This window comes from Ralstonia sp. SA306, from assembly GCF_054792405.1.
The window spans coordinates 1,362,969-1,378,861 of the sequence record NZ_CP096452.1 but is presented as its reverse complement, the minus strand read 5'-3'; the positions used below and the strand labels follow the sequence as shown (position 1 = coordinate 1,378,861).

The 15,893-nt window shown below is 64.8% G+C and carries 15 protein-coding genes; 11 read left to right on the top strand and 4 right to left on the bottom strand.

Features of this window, described 5'->3' with window-relative positions; translation table 11 throughout:
* Positions 1-26: 26 nt before the first annotated feature.
* From M1D44_RS22695 to M1D44_RS22680, 4 genes are all read left to right on the top strand, one after another.
* Positions 27-428 (top strand): DUF2946 domain-containing protein, encoded by a 402-nt coding sequence (locus tag M1D44_RS22695; RefSeq protein WP_112188295.1) that lies wholly within the window; start codon positions 27-29, stop codon positions 426-428.
* Between the two features lie 84 nt (positions 429-512).
* Positions 513-2,831 (top strand): TonB-dependent receptor, encoded by a 2,319-nt coding sequence (locus tag M1D44_RS22690; RefSeq protein ID WP_316852494.1) that lies wholly within the window; start codon positions 513-515, stop codon positions 2,829-2,831.
* The gene (locus M1D44_RS22685) at positions 2,831-4,084 is read left to right on the top strand and encodes a sialidase family protein (RefSeq protein WP_316852493.1); all 1,254 of its coding nucleotides are present in this window, start codon (positions 2,831-2,833) and stop codon (positions 4,082-4,084) included. Before M1D44_RS22690 ends, M1D44_RS22685 begins: the two co-directional genes overlap by 1 nt.
* On the top strand, positions 4,081-4,599 hold the full coding sequence (locus M1D44_RS22680; protein WP_316852492.1) for a thioredoxin domain-containing protein: 519 nt from the start codon (positions 4,081-4,083) through the stop codon (positions 4,597-4,599). Before M1D44_RS22685 ends, M1D44_RS22680 begins: the two co-directional genes overlap by 4 nt.
* Before the next feature lie 248 nt (positions 4,600-4,847).
* Here M1D44_RS22680 and M1D44_RS22675 read toward each other — a convergent pair whose 3' ends face one another.
* Together M1D44_RS22675 and M1D44_RS22670 are read right to left on the bottom strand one after the other, a co-directional pair.
* On the bottom strand, positions 4,848-5,132 hold the full coding sequence (locus M1D44_RS22675; protein WP_316852491.1) for a hypothetical protein: 285 nt from the start codon (positions 5,130-5,132) through the stop codon (positions 4,848-4,850).
* Positions 5,133-5,149: 17 nt separating this feature from the next.
* A complete protein-coding gene (locus M1D44_RS22670; protein WP_024978534.1) occupies positions 5,150-5,908 on the bottom strand; it encodes a sulfite exporter TauE/SafE family protein in 759 nt (252 codons plus the stop codon).
* Between the two features lie 132 nt (positions 5,909-6,040).
* Here M1D44_RS22670 and M1D44_RS22665 point away from each other — a divergent pair, with 132 nt between their 5' ends.
* The 3 genes from M1D44_RS22665 (at position 6,041) to M1D44_RS22655 (ending at position 9,439) form a co-directional block, all read left to right on the top strand.
* Positions 6,041-6,925 carry a LysR substrate-binding domain-containing protein gene (locus M1D44_RS22665; RefSeq protein WP_024978535.1) on the top strand — a complete coding sequence of 295 codons (885 nt, stop codon included), beginning with the start codon at positions 6,041-6,043 and terminating at the stop codon, positions 6,923-6,925.
* Between the two features lie 145 nt (positions 6,926-7,070).
* Positions 7,071-7,592, top strand: a complete 522-nt coding sequence (locus tag M1D44_RS22660; protein WP_024978536.1) for a hypothetical protein — start codon at positions 7,071-7,073, stop codon at positions 7,590-7,592.
* Positions 7,593-7,741: 149 nt separating this feature from the next.
* Entirely contained in the window at positions 7,742-9,439 is a 1,698-nt protein-coding gene (locus tag M1D44_RS22655) for an AMP-binding protein (RefSeq protein ID WP_316852490.1), read from the top strand.
* Positions 9,440-9,517: 78 nt separating this feature from the next.
* On the opposite strand, the gene M1D44_RS22650 is transcribed toward M1D44_RS22655, so the two are convergent.
* Entirely contained in the window at positions 9,518-9,859 is a 342-nt protein-coding gene (locus tag M1D44_RS22650; protein WP_004627574.1) for a DUF1488 family protein, read from the bottom strand.
* An 887-nt stretch (positions 9,860-10,746) separates the two neighbouring features.
* Here M1D44_RS22650 and M1D44_RS22645 point away from each other — a divergent pair.
* The 3 genes from M1D44_RS22645 (at position 10,747) to M1D44_RS22635 (ending at position 15,122) form a co-directional block, all read left to right on the top strand.
* A complete protein-coding gene (locus M1D44_RS22645; RefSeq protein WP_024978539.1) occupies positions 10,747-11,805 on the top strand; it encodes a serine hydrolase family protein in 1,059 nt (352 codons plus the stop codon).
* A 124-nt stretch (positions 11,806-11,929) separates the two neighbouring features.
* Complete coding sequence (locus M1D44_RS22640) at positions 11,930-13,528, top strand: S53 family peptidase (protein ID WP_316852489.1); 1,599 nt, start codon at positions 11,930-11,932, stop codon at positions 13,526-13,528.
* Positions 13,413-15,122, top strand: a complete 1,710-nt coding sequence (locus M1D44_RS22635; RefSeq protein ID WP_316852488.1) for a S10 family peptidase — start codon at positions 13,413-13,415, stop codon at positions 15,120-15,122. The genes M1D44_RS22640 and M1D44_RS22635 overlap by 116 nt, the downstream gene beginning before the upstream one ends.
* A 37-nt stretch (positions 15,123-15,159) precedes the next feature.
* Here the strand turns inward: M1D44_RS22635 and M1D44_RS22630 are convergent, their stop codons facing one another.
* Positions 15,160-15,291, bottom strand: coding sequence for a hypothetical protein (locus tag M1D44_RS22630; RefSeq protein WP_316852487.1), 132 nt, complete (start codon positions 15,289-15,291; stop codon positions 15,160-15,162).
* 448 nt (positions 15,292-15,739) lie between these two features.
* Here M1D44_RS22630 and M1D44_RS22625 point away from each other — a divergent pair, with 448 nt between their 5' ends.
* Entirely contained in the window at positions 15,740-15,886 is a 147-nt protein-coding gene (locus M1D44_RS22625) for a hypothetical protein (RefSeq protein WP_037032136.1), read from the top strand.
* Positions 15,887-15,893: the final 7 nt, after the last annotated feature.

The window sequence follows — 15,893 nt, the reverse complement described above, 5'->3', positions numbered from 1 at the left end:
ACTCGCGCAGCTTGCCACCCGTCTCCATGTTCTCTCGCCGCTGGCTCTTCCTCGTCTGGCTTGCGATCGTACTGAATGTACTGTCGCCGGTGCTCGCTTCCGCTCGCGCGGCGGCCACGGGCACGCTTGCCGTCGAGCTGTGCAGCGCAACGGCACCGCATGGCACCACCGTGCAGGTTGCCATCGACCTCCAAGGCGATGGCTCCGCCGACGATTCGGCTGCCCACCACAGCGTGGCGCACTGTCTGTATTGCCCGGGGTTTGCCGCCGGGCTGGCGCTGGCCTCGTTGCCGGCGCTGGATGTTCCTTCCGCCCATTTCGTCTTTCGCGTGCGGCAGCCGGCCACCCCGGCGCCCGTCTACGCGCGCAGTGCGCTGCGCGTGGCCGAGTCGCGCGCGCCTCCTGTGTCTCCGTCGTTGTCGATCTGACGCGCCTGCGGGGATGAGCTCCGTGGCGCCTTTGCGTCTGGCCCTGCCTGGGGTCAACGCCATCGCAATCCGGAGATCTTTCCGATGTCATTCCACAAGCGCGCCGGGGCCGCCGCCCCTAAGCGCACGCTGGTGTGCCGTGCTGCGCTCGCCCTGAGCGCGGCGGCACCGTTGTCTGTTGTCGCTGCTGAAGACGCGGCCCCCGTGCCCGTGCCTGTTACACAGGAACTCGCGCCCACCGTGGTGCGGGCCAACGCCAACCCCACTCCATTCGCCCGCAATACGCCGGCGGTCGTGCAAAGCGTGACGGCCGATCAACTGGCTGACCGCAACGTCGTCACCACCGAAGACGCGGTCAAATACCAGCCCAACGTGATGGTGCGCCGCCGCTTCATCGGCGACCGCAACTCCATCTTTGCCGGCCGCGATTTCAACGAGATTCAAAGTGCACGCGGCCTGCTGTATGCCGACGGCATCCTGCTTTCGAACCTGCTTGGCTCCAGCTACAGCTACCCGCCGCGCTGGTCGATGGTCGGGCCGGATGACCTTGCGCGCGTAGATATTTTGTATGGGCCGTTCTCGGCGCTGCTGCCGGGCAACTCGATGGGCACGACCATCGCGATGACGTTGCGCCGCCCCGAAAAATTCAAGGCCGCCGCGCAGACGCAGGTGATGAGCCAGCATTACAACGATGCATATGGCTTTTCGCGCAACGTCACCGGAAACCACGAAAGCGCATCGCTGGGCGACCGCATCGGCAAGTTCTGGTATGCGCTGTCAGTCGACCGGCTGGAGAACGATAGCCAGCCGATGCAATACGCCACGCCCAACTCCAGGTTCACGGCGGGCGGCACGCCGGTGCCGGTGACGGGTGCGCGGCAGGATGTGGGCCCCAACGGCCAGCCGCGCGTGATTCTCGGGCCGCAGATGCTGGAGCGGACCCAGCAACTGCAAGAGACGGTGCGCCTGGGTTACGTCTTCAGCGACAGCCTGGAGGCGTCGCTCACGCTGGGCCATTGGGAGAACCACTTCAACGACCAGGCGGTCAGCTTCCTGCGCGATGCCGCCGGCAACACTGTCACGGGCGGCAATGTGCTGATCAACGGCACGCCGTACACCATCGCCCCGAACACCTTTGCGCCGCAAAACGGCGATCAGGAAAACTGGCTCTACGGCCTGGGCGTGAAAGGCAAGATCGGTGGCTGGAAGATCGACACCAACGCGTCGGCCTACAACGTCACGCGCGACATCCTGCGCGCGTCCAACACGGCGGCTGGCAATGGGCCCGGCACGGTGTTCTACGGCGACGGCACGGGCTGGTCCAACTTCGACATCAAGGCGACGTCGCCCACGGTGTCCGGCCATACCTTCACGACCGGCTATCACTACGACCAATACCACCTGCGCAACCAGACCTTCAACGCGACCAACTGGTCGACGGAAACGCTATCGACGCTCAAATCCAGCTACCAGGGCGACACGCAAACGCAGGCCGTCTTCATGCAGGATGCGTGGGCGTTTGCACCGCGCTGGCTCGCCACGCTGGGCCTGCGCTATGAAAGCTGGCGCGCGTACAACGGTCAACTGGGCAACGGCACGAGCACGTTGGGCTACGCCAGCCGCACCGAAGACGCGTTCTCGCCCAAGGCCGCCATCCAATGGCAGGCCACGCAAGACACGCTGCTGCGCCTGTCGTACGGCCGTGCGGTGCGTTTTCCGACGGTGGCCGAACTGTTCCAGGGCACGATCAGCGGCAACACGATCGTCAACAACGACCCGAACCTCAAGCCTGAACGCGCCAATGATCTCGACTTCACCGTCGAACAGGCCGTGCCCTACGGCGTGCTGCGTACCAGCCTGTTCCAGAGCGACGTGCGCGACAGCATCTACACGCAGACCAACATCACGGTCACGCCCAACGTGACGAACGTACAGAACGTGGACCACGTGCGCACGCGCGGCATCGAACTGGCGTATTCGGGGCAGGACGTTCTGCAGGATGCGGGTGTGCGCGGCGTGGACGTTGAAGCCAACGTCGCCTTCACGCAATCGAAAACGCTGGCCGACGCCGCCAACCCCACCTACGTCGACAAGACTTGGCCACGCATGCCGCGCGTGCGTGCCAACCTGTTTGCCAGTTGGCACGCCACGCAGGACTGGACGGTGGGCGCAGGCGTGCGCTATTCGGGGCGGCAATACGGCACCCTCGACAACACCGATGTGCTGCCGAACGTCTACGGTGGCACCAGCAGCTTCTTCACCGTGGACCTCAAGGCCAGCTACCGCATCGACAAGCACATCACGCTGGCGCTGGGCGTCGACAACCTGACCGACCGGCGGTACTTCGTGTACCACCCGTATCCGTCACGCACCCTCTATGGACAACTGAAATGGCGCCTGTAATGCAGTCGATTCCTCGATTCCTTGCCGGTGCGCTGCTGGCTCTTGCGGCAACGGTGGCGCTTGCGCACGAAGGCCATGACCACGGCGCCATGACAGGCAAGGCTGCCGCAAAACCGCAGCTTGCGACGACCGCGGCGTTCGACAAGGCAGGGCGCTTGTGGGTGACCTGGGCGGAAGGCCAGCACGTAGTGATCGCCTCGTCCGACGATCTCGGCAAGACGTTCTCCAGGCCGCAGCGCATCAACCCCCAACCCGAGCCGATCTATACCGACGGCGAGAACCGTCCGAAGGTCATCGTCAGCCCGGACGGTGCGTTGTATGTGAGCTGGTCGCGCCCGCTCGATGCGCCGTACACGGGCTTCGTGCGTTTCTCGCGCTCGCTTGACGGCGGCACGACGTGGAGCGCGCCTATCACCGTCCACCACGACCGCCAGCCGATCACGCACCGCTTCGATTCGATCGCGGTCGACAGCGCGGGCCACATCTTCATCACGTGGATCGACAAGCGCGACCTGCTGCGCGCGCAGGCGGCCAAACAGCCGTACGACGGCGCGGCGGTGTACTACACCGTTTCGACCGACCGCGGCGCCACCTTCGCGCCCGAGCGCAAGGTCATCGACCAGACCTGCGAATGCTGCCGCATTGCGCTGGCGCCCGATGCCGACGGCCACATGCTCGCGCTGTGGCGCAACGTGTTTGCCGGGCAGATTCGCGACCACGCATTGGCGACATTACCGATCGATAACACGCCGCTCACCGTCACGCGCGCAACGTTCTCGGAATGGCGCGTCGATGCGTGTCCGCACCATGGCCCCGCGTTGGCCGTCACGGCCGATGGCGTGCGGCATATGGCGTGGTTCTCGGTGCTGCAGGACAAGCCTGGCCTGTTCTACAGCCGGCTCTCCGCCGACGGCAAGCCGATCGGCGGCGCATGGTCCTTTGCCGGTTCGGCACAGGCCGGTGCGCAGGCATCGCACCCCGCGCTGCTGGCGGCGGACGGCGCACTGTGGCTGGTGTGGAAACAGTTTGCCGAAGACCGCATGCAGATCCTGCTGCGCAAATCCACCGACGGCGGCACGCACTGGACAGTGCCGGCCAGCATTGCAAACACCGATGGCGGCAGCGATCACCCGCAACTGCTCGCGCGCGATGGCCATGTCTACCTGTCGTGGCGCACGCAGGCCGAGGGCTATCGGCTGATCGATGTCAGTAATGTCGCCCTGTCCAATCCATCATTGGAGGCATCGAAATGAACATTCGATGGAAATCTTTTGCGATGGGCGTGGTGCTATCCGCCGCCGCCTTCACCGCCACCTTCGCCGCGCAGGCCGCAGGCGCGCTGCAGTTCCAGCCGCTGCGTGCGCGCGATGTGCCTGCGCTGCTGCAGACGCCGCACGCGCGCCCGCTCATCGTCGAAATCTGGTCATTGGAATGCAGCTACTGCCGCGAGAACATCGCCCGTATCGCGCAATGGCGGCGCACCGCCAAGCAAGATGTGGATGTGGTGATGGTGTCGATGGACGGCCCCGACCAGGCCGAGATGCTGAACCGCGCGCTGGCGCCGCTGGCTCGCGACGGAAAGATCGGCATTACACGTGTGCCGCAATACGCCAATGCCGAAGACATGCCGGAGCGTCTGCGTGCTGCGCTCGACCCTGGCTGGCAGGGCGAGATGCCGCGCACGATCATCCTGCGTCCTGACGGCAAGCGCCACGCATCGAGCGGGTTGCTGTCGCCGCAGGCGCTGGACACGGCGCTCAGGGATTAATCAGAAAACGACGCGGACCCCCCTCGTTGTTGGGGTATGGCGGGGGGCGCGCACTTTTTATAATGGCCTCGCTTTGTGAATTCCGGCGCATTGCTCGTTCACAAAGCACACCCGACCATCTTTCGTCGTCAAAGGCTGAAGATGTTAAGCCCGCCCGCCCCCCGGCCCGCGGGCTTTTTCTTTGCCCGGTCGATACTGGATTTGTATTGAACGGGCCTGTGCTGCGGGGGGCGGATGATAGCGCGCCCTCAGCGCGTTGTCGCGTGCGAAGAAGGGGGGTATTGCTCGGACGCGCGCTCCGCATCATTGGATGCCGCGCCCAGGCCCACTGCTACGGCGGCCAGCAAAAGAGCAACACCACGCGCGATGTAGAACACCGCTTGCGCACCGGCCATTTCCGGCTTGTCAGATGGGGTTTCACCAAGATGGGCGTGCCAGGTATTGCGCGTGGCCCGATCCCGATGGGGCAGCGGATCACGATAGGCGCGTGGTGCGTGCGTGCGGTGCGTCGGATGAGGCTGCATGTGCGACATGGCGGTTCTCCTCATGCTCAAACGTGTGACCAGGCGCGCCAGAACAGCAGCGCTGTCATCGAAAAGCCGAAGGTGGAAATCAACGCCCGGACAACCGGTACCGGCAAACGCTTGCCGACGTGCGCGCCCAGATAACCGCCCAGCGCGGCAGCCACCAGCATGACCAGCGTCTGTGGCCACCACACCATCCTGGCAAGTGCAAAACAGGCTACGGCCACGAGGTTCGTCGCGCCCACCAGCAGCGTGCGCGAGGCGTTCAATGCTTTGATGTCGTCGTGGCCGAACAGTGCCCAGACCGCCATCATCATGATTCCCACCGCGCCACCAAAATAGCCGCCATAGATGGCCAACGCACCTTGCGCGACGAGCAGTGTTGTCCGCCCGATCTGCATGCGCTGGCGCAGCCACACACCGGCCTGTTTGCCGAACGTGAATGCGAGCGAGCCGATCAGCAGAAGCCACGGCACGATGAAATCGAACGCGCGGGACGACGTGTTCATCAACAGCAGCGCGCCGAGCAGCCCGCCCACCAGGCTGATCCCCACCATGGCGCGCATCGAGACCTGCCCGAACCCGCGATAGTCCGCGCGATACGCCCACGCTGAAGTGGCCGCGCCGGGTAACAGCGCGACCGTGCTCGACGCATTGGCAAACACCGACGGCACACCCGCGAACATGAGCGCAGGCAGGGTGACAAACGAGCCACCGCCCGCCAGCGCATTCATCATGCCGGCGAGCAGGCCCGCGCCAAAAAGCAGCAGCGTGGCGGATTCCATGGGGGGCGAATTTGGATATGTTTTGTTTTTGAGATGCCTCAGTTTCCGGCACTGGTGGTTACGCTGCAATCTGCGATAAATTGACCTTGCCTCAGCATGAAACTGAGGCTCATGCCAATTTTGAGATGCATCGTGCGCTTTGACCTGACCGACCTCCGACTCTTCCTCCATACCGCCGAAGCCGGCAGCATCACTGCGGGGGCCGAGCGTGCGCACCTGACATTGGCGTCGGCCAGCGCACGCATCCGCGGCATGGAAGACACGCTCGGCGTGCCGTTGCTCACGCGCAACCGGCGCGGCGTGGAAACGACCGCCGCCGGCCGCACGCTCGTCCACCACGCGCGCGTTGTCCTGCAGCAGATGGATCGCATGCGCGGTGAGCTTGGCGAATACGCGCGTGGCCTCAAGGGCTACGTGCGGCTGCTTTCCAACACGGCGGCCATGACCGAGTTCTTGCCGGAAACGCTCAGCGCTTTCCTGGCTGCACATCCTGAAGTCGACATCGACCTGGAAGAGCTGGTCAGCCATGAGATTGTCGAAGCGATTGCGCAGGGGCGGGCAGACATCGGCATCGTCAACGATGCGGTCGACTTGTCCGGGCTGGAGACCTTTCCGTTCCGCCACGACCGCCTCGTGCTGGTGACCGCGCGCGACCACCCGCTGGCCGAGCGCCGCGAGTTGGCCTTCGTTGAAACCTTGCAGGAAGATTTTGTTGGGCTGACAGGCGATAACGCCTTGCAGGCCTATCTGGCGGGGCATGCCGCGCGCGCCGGCCATCGGCTCAAATACCGCGTGCGGCTGCGCAGTTTCGACGCCGTGTGCCGCATGGTGGAGCGCAACGTGGGCGTGGGCGTCATTCCCGAGCATGCGGCAATCCGCCTGCAGCGTTCCATGGGCATCCGCCGCGTGCGCTTGACCGACGCCTGGGCGACGCGCCTGCTGCGCATCTGCGTGCGCCATTTCGATGATCTGCCCGCCTTCGCACGCCAGTTGATCGAGCATTTGCGCGAGGCCTGAGTGCGTGGCGCGTCCGTCATTTGGCGGAGGGATGCTGTTTGAACTCGCGCGGGTGAAAACGCGTCGGTACACTGCAAGCAGTTGCGGGCCGCACAGCGCCATAGACGTGCGGTGCCGCACCAACCCTCCGCTCATGGAGCACATCATGGCGTCTGCCGGTGTTCCCCCTGGTGTTCCGCCGATTGGCCTGCTGCACGCGGCGCGTGCGTTGCGCATCTATCGGCGCCACGAGATCAATGCGCTGGCGTGGATCGCGCTGGGCGTGTGCCTGCGCACTCCGGCGCCCATGGCGGCCATCAGCGTTGCGTTGCTCATCGTGTGTGCGTGGTCGCTCACGCGGCACATCCAATATCTGAAGCCCCTGTATGAACTGCCGGTGTTCAGCCGCCTGCTGGCACACAGCGGCATGGCGTTCGCGGCGATCAATGCGGCGCTGCTGGCGGTGGAGCTGGCCACGGGTGCCGGACGCGGTGCATGGTTCGACGCCGACGGCTGGCTTGCGCCCGCCTGGCCGCAGATTCTCCCGGACATGGCTGGCACGATTGAGCTGATGCTGGTCAGCGCCCAGTGGATCGTCGTGCTGGGTGTCGTGGTTGCCGCAACGGCCTGGGCCTGGCTGAGCCTGGGTGGCGGCCGCTCGCTGCGTTTTCCGCCGCGCTCGCAATGAGTGCATGGCTCGGGAGAATCCGGGCTGGTCTGGCGGAAGAATTCCTCCTATAAGTGGCGATGTCGGTTGCAGGTGCGTTTCCGTAGCGCCCGGACGAGGCGCGTGCAGTTAGAGCGTGAACAACACGCTCCGAACCCCAGGAGACAGGCATGACATCGCTGGACGCTTTCCTGCGGTGCCGCGACTTTCTGCTCGCGCACCGTGAGGATTACGACACCGCTGTGCGCGATTTTGCATGGCCCGAGTTGGACCGCTTCAACTGGGCGCTGGATTATTTCGACGCCATGGCGCGCGGCAACGACGGCATCGCCCTCTGGGTGGTCGACGATCAGGGCAACGAGACGCGGCTGTCGTTCGCGCAGATGGCCGAGCGCTCGGCGCGCGTGGCCAACCACTTGCGGGCGCTTGGTGTGCAGCGCGGTGATCGCATCCTGCTCATGCTCGGCAACGTGCCGGGGCTCTGGGATGTGATGCTCGCCAGCATCAAGATCGGCGCGGTCATCATCCCGGCCACGACACTGCTCACCGCCGAAGACTTGCGTGAGCGCATTGCCATGGGTGAGGTGAGCCACGTGGTGGCGGGCGCATCGGATTGCGCCAAGCTGGACGCCGTATCGGGCACGTTCACACGCATCGCAATCGGTGCGGACAAGGCGCCGCCCGGCTGGCACCGCTTTGAAGATGCCTATGAGGCATCCGCCGAATTCACGCCCGATGCACCAACGCAGGCCAACGATCCGTTGCTGCTGTACTTCACTTCCGGCACCACGTCCAAACCCAAACTCGTGATGCATACGCATGCGAGCTATCCGGTCGGGCATCTGTCCACGCTGTACTGGATCGGCTTACGCCCGGGTGATGTGCACTGGAACATCAGTTCGCCGGGCTGGGCCAAGCATGCGTGGAGCTGCTTCTTCGCGCCGTGGAATGCCGGCGCCACCGTCTTCATCTACAACTACGCGCGCTTCGAGCCCAAGGCGGCGCTGGATGTGCTCTGCCGCGCCAAGGTGACGACGCTGTGCGCACCGCCCACGGTGTGGCGCATGCTGATCCAGGAAGACCTGGCCGCATGGAAGCCCGCGCTGCGCGAACTCGTGGGCGCCGGTGAGCCGCTCAATCCCGAGGTGATCGAACGCGTGCGCGCGGCGTGGGGTATCACCATCCGCGACGGCTATGGCCAGACCGAAACCACCTGCCAGATCGGCAACAGCCCCGGGCAACCGGTCAAGGCAGGCTCGATGGGCCGGCCGCTGCCGGGCTACCGCATCACGCTGCGCGACCCCGACGGCCACGAGGCGGAAGAGGGCGAGATCTGCATCGAGTTGAATTCACGCCCGACCGGCCTGATGGAGGGCTACGCCGGCAATGCGGACAAAACCGCCGAAGCCATGCATGGCGGCGTGTATCACACCTCCGACATTGCCGCGCGCGATGCCAGCGGCTACCTGACCTACGTCGGCCGCGCCGATGACGTGTTCAAGGCATCGGATTACCGTGTCAGCCCATTCGAGCTGGAGAGCGTGCTGATCGAACACCCGGCCATCGCCGAAGCCGCCGTCGTGCCAAGCCCCGACCCGTTGCGCCTGGCCGTGCCGAAAGCGTTCCTGGTCCTGCGTGCAGGACACGAAGCCGGCCCGGAGCTGGCGCGCGACATCCTCCGGTTTTGCCGCAGCCGATTGGCTTCCTACAAGCGCGTGCGCCGCATCGAATTTGCCGATCTGCCCAAAACCATCTCGGGCAAAATCCGGCGCGTCGAACTGCGCATGCGTGAAGCCACGCGCAGCGAAAGCGCCGCGGGCGTACGCAACCTGCAGGAATATTGGGAAGAGGATTTCCCGGCCGATTGATCCGAGCGTTGCGCTTTGGCACCCACGGAACGTGCGGCCCCCCGACCGCACGTTCCGCTGCGCCAGCGCTGACGGATATCAGCGCGACGAGCGTGGGACCAGGCGCAGTTGACGCGCGCGATCCAGATCGTAAGCCGGCACGCCACCGTGCGGCAGCGATGCACGTGAAGCGGCCAGGTCGCGGCCGCGCACGATGACCGGGGCGAGCGAGCCAGCGCGGATCAGGTCCGACGCCGCCAGTTCGATCCAGTCGCGGTAATTGCGATAGACCTCTTCGGCCGTGATCTTCTGATGCGCGCAATCGCAGAGCGACAGCGCTTCGGACGTGACGAAACAACTCACGACCTTGCCGTCGACAATGGCTTGGAAGAACAGGTCGCCTACGGACCTGAAGGTCTTGCCGGTGAATGAAATGTTCATGATGCTCCCCCATTGATCAGGCGTGCCGTTTGAGCGGCGTGCCCCACATGCCGCTTTCGCGGCGCAGTGGCCACATGCAGGAGCGTTATTTCCGAATGGAGGGATGACGATGCTCCAGATGTTGAATCCATCCGGATGCGATTGACCCAGTGAAGCGGGTCGGACTATCCCTCGGTGCCGTTATACGGTCTGTCAATTCGGTAGTTGACTGCGGGTTCGCTCTCGCGCTGCGACCTTCCCCGTACAAAATTCCGTTATGTTTTTTTGGTTACCACAATTGGTGCATCAGCCCGACACCGACGGTAATCGAGATGGCCAGAAGCCAAAGCAAAACGGTGGAGGCGCGCGTCGCCGGAAGGCGTGTTTGAAAAAGGCGCCGACGCGTAGGAATTACCTGCCAATTAGCAGGGTGACGTTCCCACCCCAGGCGAGCACTCAAGCTCACTGTTCCCCGTTTGATTGTTCCCATGGCCCGCTCCCGAAAGCTCGCCGCTGCCGCGTATTTACTTATATTTAACTCTACTATTCTTGGGTTGCATTCTAGGACACTCTACGCAGACCGCTAGCGACCCTTGGCATGATTCTTATCCTCCATTTGGCTCATAACGGGAGGTTTAGGACATATTGGGGGTTCAAATATGAAGCGATTTTCATCACCTGCCAAGATGATTAATCGATGCGCAAACGCTTACGTTTGAAACGCACGCCGATTGTGCCTCGCAACCTGCCCGCAAGGTACCGTCGATACAGTCATGCGCGTCCGGGTCCCATATGTTGCAAGACTGCACAGCAACAGGCGCCCCAGCGTAAAACAGCGAAATGCCGCGCGCGCTGCGGTACAGTGCCGCCGGGCTGGCAAGGCACCAGAGAACGAGCAGGACATCGACATGACGCAAGCAAGACGCGCCCGAAATAGCAGGGCGTTCGCAGGATTCGGGCGAGGGGGGAGCGCCGCTTTGATGGCATTGGCAGCGTTGGTGGCAACGGCCGCCGCGCACGCTGCCGCGCCGAGCCTGGCAATGCGCCGTGCCGCCGTGGAATCCACACTCGCGAATGCCGGCAGTTGTCAGCGTCTGGGCGATTACTACTGGGAAATCGGTGACGCCCATGGCGAGCTGATGCACGGGCAGCGGGGCCAGCGGATCGGCCCGAACAAGACGGTGCGGCTGGCATCGGCATCCAAATGGGTGTTTGGTGCCTACGTGGTGGAGCGTGCGCAAGGCAAGCCCACACCTGCCGAAATCGACGCCCTCACCATGCGCTCTGGCTACGACGGGCTCAATCCGTTGCTGTGCAATCGCAACGACACCGTGCAAAGCTGCTTTGGGCGCGGTCGCAACGCCACCTTCACGCCGGGCCACGTCGGCCGTTTCAGCTACAACGGCGGCCATGATCAGAAGCTGCTGATGGATCTCGGTCTGGGCCGGGCCGACGCCGAGGCACTCAACAACGACCTCGACCGCCAGCTTGCCAATGCGCCTGGCCTGCGCGATGCCGGCCGGCCGCTCGGCATCCGCTACCTCGCACCCGAGCCGGCGGGCGGAATGATCGCCACGCCGGCGGCTTATGGCCAGTTCCTGCGTCGCCTCATTCGCGGCGAATACCAGCTCGGCAAGATGCTCGGCCAGCATGCCGTGTGCACCGAGCCGGGCACGTGCTCGACCGCTGTCAGCACCCCGGCCGCGCTGCCGTGGCATTACGCGCTCAACTACTGGATCGAGGACCAGCCCGGCGGCGACGGCGCGTTCAGCTCGGCCGGCGCATTCGGCTTCTACCCGTGGATCACCGCTGACAAGCGCCACTACGGCATGCTCGTGCGCGAGACCCTTGCCCCCCGGGCTTATGTGCGCAGCGCGGCATGCGGTGCACTGATCCGCCGCGCCTTTACCGAGGGCAAGCCGCAGCATGCCGCAGAAGGTGCCAGCAGCCCCGATTTCGCCGACTGACGAACCCCGTAGATCAAGCGGACGAGCCATCGCCTAACGTGGTTGGAGGTGGCGCCGCATCCTGTCGGCACCCTCGGCACGCCGGTTGCGACGCACGGGCCACCTACCTACATGGAGATGGCCCATGGTCCGGCACCCCCTGCGCGGCAGCGAGCGCACCATTCCTGAAGACGCGCGCATCCTCGGCGATGCGCATCCGACCGAGCAGATCCGGGCGCTCGTGCAATTGCGCCGCCCCAACGAGGCTGAACTCGATGCGCGCCTGTCTGGATTTGTCCACGCGCATGCCGCCGGGACGCCATCGCCCACACCCCTGACCCGCGAAGAGTGGGCCGCCCAGTTTGGCGCCGCCACGGACGACATCGACGCCATCCGCACGTTTGCCCGCGAACATGGCCTGCAAGTGGTCGAAGTGAACGTGGCCGCCGCTACCGTCATGCTCGAAGGCTCCGTCGAACAGTTCTGCCGGGCGTTCGATACGCACCTGCATCGCGTGGCACATGGCGGCAGCGAATACCGTGGGCGTTCCGGCCCGCTGCGGTTGCCGGAGTCGTTGCAGGACGTGGTCGTGGCCGTGCTGGGGCTCGACTCGCGGCCGCAGGCGGCGCCGCACTTTCGCTTTGTGCCGTTGCCAACAGGGGTGATGGAGCCGGGAGGCATCCGGCCCGCGCGCGCGGCGCCCGCCGCGTCGTACACGCCAGTGCAGCTCGCGCAGCTCTACGGCTTTCCGCAGGGCGACGGCGCAGGTCAGTGCATTGCGTTTGTTGAGCTTGGCGGTGGCTATCGGGAAGACGATCTGCGTGCGTATTTCCAAGAGCTGGGCGTGCCAATGCCGACGGTGACGGCCATACCTGTCGGGCAGGGCGCCAACCGCCCAACGGGCGACCCGAGCGGGCCCGACGGCGAAGTCATGCTCGACCTGGAAGTGGCAGGCGCCGCGGCGCCGGGCGCCACGCTGGCCGTGTACTTCACCGTCAATACCGACGCCGGTTTTGTGCAGGCCATCAACGCCGCCATCCATGACACCAAGCTGCGGCCCTCGGTGGTGTCCATCAGTTGGGGCGCGCCTGAGAGCGCTTGGACGCCGCAGGCCATGCAGGCCGTCAACGCCGCGTTGCAGAGCGCCGCAACGATGGGCGTGACAGTGTGTGTGGCCTCGGGCGACAGCGGCTCCAGTGACGGCCAGCCTGATCGCGCTGATCACGTCGACTTTCCCGCCTCCAGCCCGTACGCGCTGGCATGCGGCGGCACCAGCGTGCGCGCCAGCGGAAACCGCATCGCAGAGGAAACCGTCTGGAACGACGGCGCACGAGGCGGTGCGGGCGGCGGCGGGGTGAGCACCGTCTTTGCGTTGCCGAGTTGGCAGCAGGGCCTGGCCGCGCAGCAGACCGGCGGCGAGAGTGTGCCGCTGGCGCGGCGCGGCGTGCCCGATGTCTCGGCCGATGCCGACCCGCTGACCGGCTATGCCGTCCGCGTGGATGGCGAGTCCGGCGTGGTAGGTGGCACCAGCGCCGCGGCACCGCTGTGGGCCGCGCTCATCGCACGCATCAACGCCATCAAGGGGCGGCCGGCGGGTTATCTGCATGCACGGCTGTATCAGAACCCCGGTGCGTTCAACGACATCAAGCAGGGCAACAACGGCACCTTTGCCGCCGCGCCCGGTTGGGACGCCTGCACAGGCCTGGGCAGCCCCAAGGGCGACGCGATCGCGAACCTTTTCTAGCAGCGAGGCACGCATGACTACCACTGACCAGCCGTTCTTCGACCCGACCGCTTACGGCAACGGCCCCGACGACAGCGTGACCGACACCAGCGAGGGCATGGCGATCACGCACCACACCGTGCGCATTGGCAGACGCGACATCGCCTACACCGCGCATGCCGGCCACCTCGTCACGGTAGACCCGAGCAGCTCGCAGCCCGTGGCCAAGATGTTCCACGTGGCATTTGTGGCGGATACGCCCGCGGGCGGCGCGCAGGCGCGGCCGGTGACGTTCTTCTATAACGGCGGGCCGGGGTCTTCGGCGGTGTTCGTGCTGCTGGGGTCGTTTGCACCGCGCCGCATCGTGACGTCGATGCCGTCGTTCACGCCACCCGCGCCGTATCGCATGGAAGACAACCCCGACAGCCTGCTTGATCGCTCCGACCTTGTTTTCATCAACCCGGTCGGCACCGGCTATTCGACGGCCATTGCGCCCAAGCGCAACCTCGATTTCTGGGGCGTCGATCAGGACGCACGCAGCATCGCGCAGTTCATCAAGCGCTGGCTGACGGCCAATGATCGATGGAATTCGCCCAAGTTCCTGTTTGGCGAGTCTTACGGCACGGCGCGTTCCTGCGTGCTCTCGTACGTGCTGCATGAAGACGGGGTGGACTTGAACGGCATCACGCTGCAGTCGTCCATCCTCGACTACACGCAGGCGGGCAACCCGGTTGGGCTCTTGCCGACGTGTGCCGCCGATGCGTGGTTCCACAAGCGTGCAACTTCACCCAAAGGCGGCCCGCTGTCCGCCGACGTGGGCGACTTTGCCGAAGCTGCCGCCGTATTTGCCAGCACCGATTACGAAAAAGCGCTCGCCAAACCGACGCATGCCGATCCGGCCGTGCTGAAAGCGTTGTCTGCCTACACGGGCATCGATGCGGCTACGTTGCAAGGCTGGCGGCTGGATGTGGCAGCGTCTGACGGCGCGGGCACGTCGCTGTTCCTGACCACGCTGCTGGCGGACAAGGGCTTGTCGCTGGGTGCGTACGACGGCCGCGTCACGGGCATCCACACCGGCATTGCGGCCAGTGTCGATCCGAACTCCGGCGGCAACGATCCGACCATGACGGCGGTGTCCGGCGTCTACACCGCCATGTGGAACACCTACCTGAACGACGACCTGAAGTTCACGTCCAACTCGGCCTTCACGGATTTGAACGACCAGGCCTTCCGCCATTGGGACTTCCGCCACACCGACCCCACCGGCGCGCAGAAGGGGCTCGACGCCAACGGCAATGTCGCGCTCTACACCGCCGGCGACCTGGCCGCCACGATGAGCCTGAACGTGGATCTGAAAGTGTTCTCAGCCAACGGCTACTACGACTTCGTCACGCCGTTCTACCAGACCATGCTGGACCTGAAGGCGATGCCGTTGCTGGATGCGGGTGTGCGCAAGAACCTCTCGGCGGGGTTTTATCCATCGGGGCACATGGTGTACCTCGACAGCGGCTCGCGCACGGCATTAAAGGCCGACCTGGCGCGCCTTTACGACGCCGCCACGACCGACCACCAGGCCGTCGCGCGCATCCGCATGCTGCAGGCGCGCAAGGCATAAGCGGCGGGCATGCAGGCCGCGCCGCGCAATGCGTGGATCAATAGCCGCGGTAATACGGATGGTAGTAGTGCGGGTGTTCGTAATAGCCGCCAGCCGGCACCACTACGCATGCGCTCAGCGCAGAGGTAGCGGCAGCAGCAAGGATGAGCAGGGCGATGGTGCGTTTCATGGTGAGGCTCCGTAGTGATCGTTGGACTTGGCCTCACTGTATGGAAACGGCTCGCAACTGCGCTTTACCGTTTGTAAGCAAAACTGTGACGCCCAGGCCGGTAATTCACCGTCTGCCCCAGGGGTGGCAACGCTTGCACCGCGGCCGCCGTAATTTGCCGTTACTTTTGCGATCGGACTGTGGAGCAGATCGGGGGGTGTTCAGGCACTGTCAGCGCAGCGCCACAATGTTCCACGAACTTACCGTCACACTATTGACAGATCGTCGAGATCGGCGGGAAATACAACAAACGGCAAACGTTGGGCTTCAGGTTTGAACGCCCGGCGCCGATAGCCGTCCATATAGATGTCAGGGCGTCTCGGCCCAGTCGAGACAGCAAAGCCCTGCGGGGACTATGCGATGCGCGCCGCCCAACCGTGCGCATCGGCAACACATCGGGGGACGCATCATGACGAATTTTCTGGAATCCACCATTGCCTGGGTCGCACCGTGCCTGATTGCCACTGCGATCATCGTGCCGGTCATGTGGAGCAAGCTGCGTACGCGCCGTCTGCTCGAAGCCATGCACCAGGCACGCGAACACCGCGACGAGTGATTTGTCG

Excerpts from the sequence above, each read along its gene's own strand:
- M1D44_RS22625 (WP_037032136.1), top strand. The coding sequence starts at position 15,740 with ATGACGAATTTTCTGGAATCCACCATTGCCTGGGTCGCACCGTGCCTG.
- M1D44_RS22670 (WP_024978534.1), bottom strand. The coding sequence starts at position 5,908 with ATGGAATCCGCCACGCTGCTGCTTTTTGGCGCGGGCCTGCTCGCCGGC.
- M1D44_RS22680 (WP_316852492.1), top strand. The coding sequence starts at position 4,081 with ATGAACATTCGATGGAAATCTTTTGCGATGGGCGTGGTGCTATCCGCC.
- M1D44_RS22690 (WP_316852494.1), top strand. The coding sequence starts at position 513 with ATGTCATTCCACAAGCGCGCCGGGGCCGCCGCCCCTAAGCGCACGCTG.
- M1D44_RS22640 (WP_316852489.1), top strand. The coding sequence starts at position 11,930 with ATGGTCCGGCACCCCCTGCGCGGCAGCGAGCGCACCATTCCTGAAGAC.
- M1D44_RS22650 (WP_004627574.1), bottom strand. The coding sequence starts at position 9,859 with ATGAACATTTCATTCACCGGCAAGACCTTCAGGTCCGTAGGCGACCTG.
- M1D44_RS22685 (WP_316852493.1), top strand. The coding sequence starts at position 2,831 with ATGCAGTCGATTCCTCGATTCCTTGCCGGTGCGCTGCTGGCTCTTGCG.
- M1D44_RS22660 (WP_024978536.1), top strand. The coding sequence starts at position 7,071 with ATGGCGTCTGCCGGTGTTCCCCCTGGTGTTCCGCCGATTGGCCTGCTG.
- M1D44_RS22655 (WP_316852490.1), top strand. The coding sequence starts at position 7,742 with ATGACATCGCTGGACGCTTTCCTGCGGTGCCGCGACTTTCTGCTCGCG.
- M1D44_RS22695 (WP_112188295.1), top strand. The coding sequence starts at position 27 with ATGTTCTCTCGCCGCTGGCTCTTCCTCGTCTGGCTTGCGATCGTACTG.
- M1D44_RS22630 (WP_316852487.1), bottom strand. The coding sequence starts at position 15,291 with ATGAAACGCACCATCGCCCTGCTCATCCTTGCTGCTGCCGCTACCTCT.
- M1D44_RS22645 (WP_024978539.1), top strand. The coding sequence starts at position 10,747 with ATGACGCAAGCAAGACGCGCCCGAAATAGCAGGGCGTTCGCAGGATTC.
- M1D44_RS22675 (WP_316852491.1), bottom strand. The coding sequence starts at position 5,132 with ATGTCGCACATGCAGCCTCATCCGACGCACCGCACGCACGCACCACGC.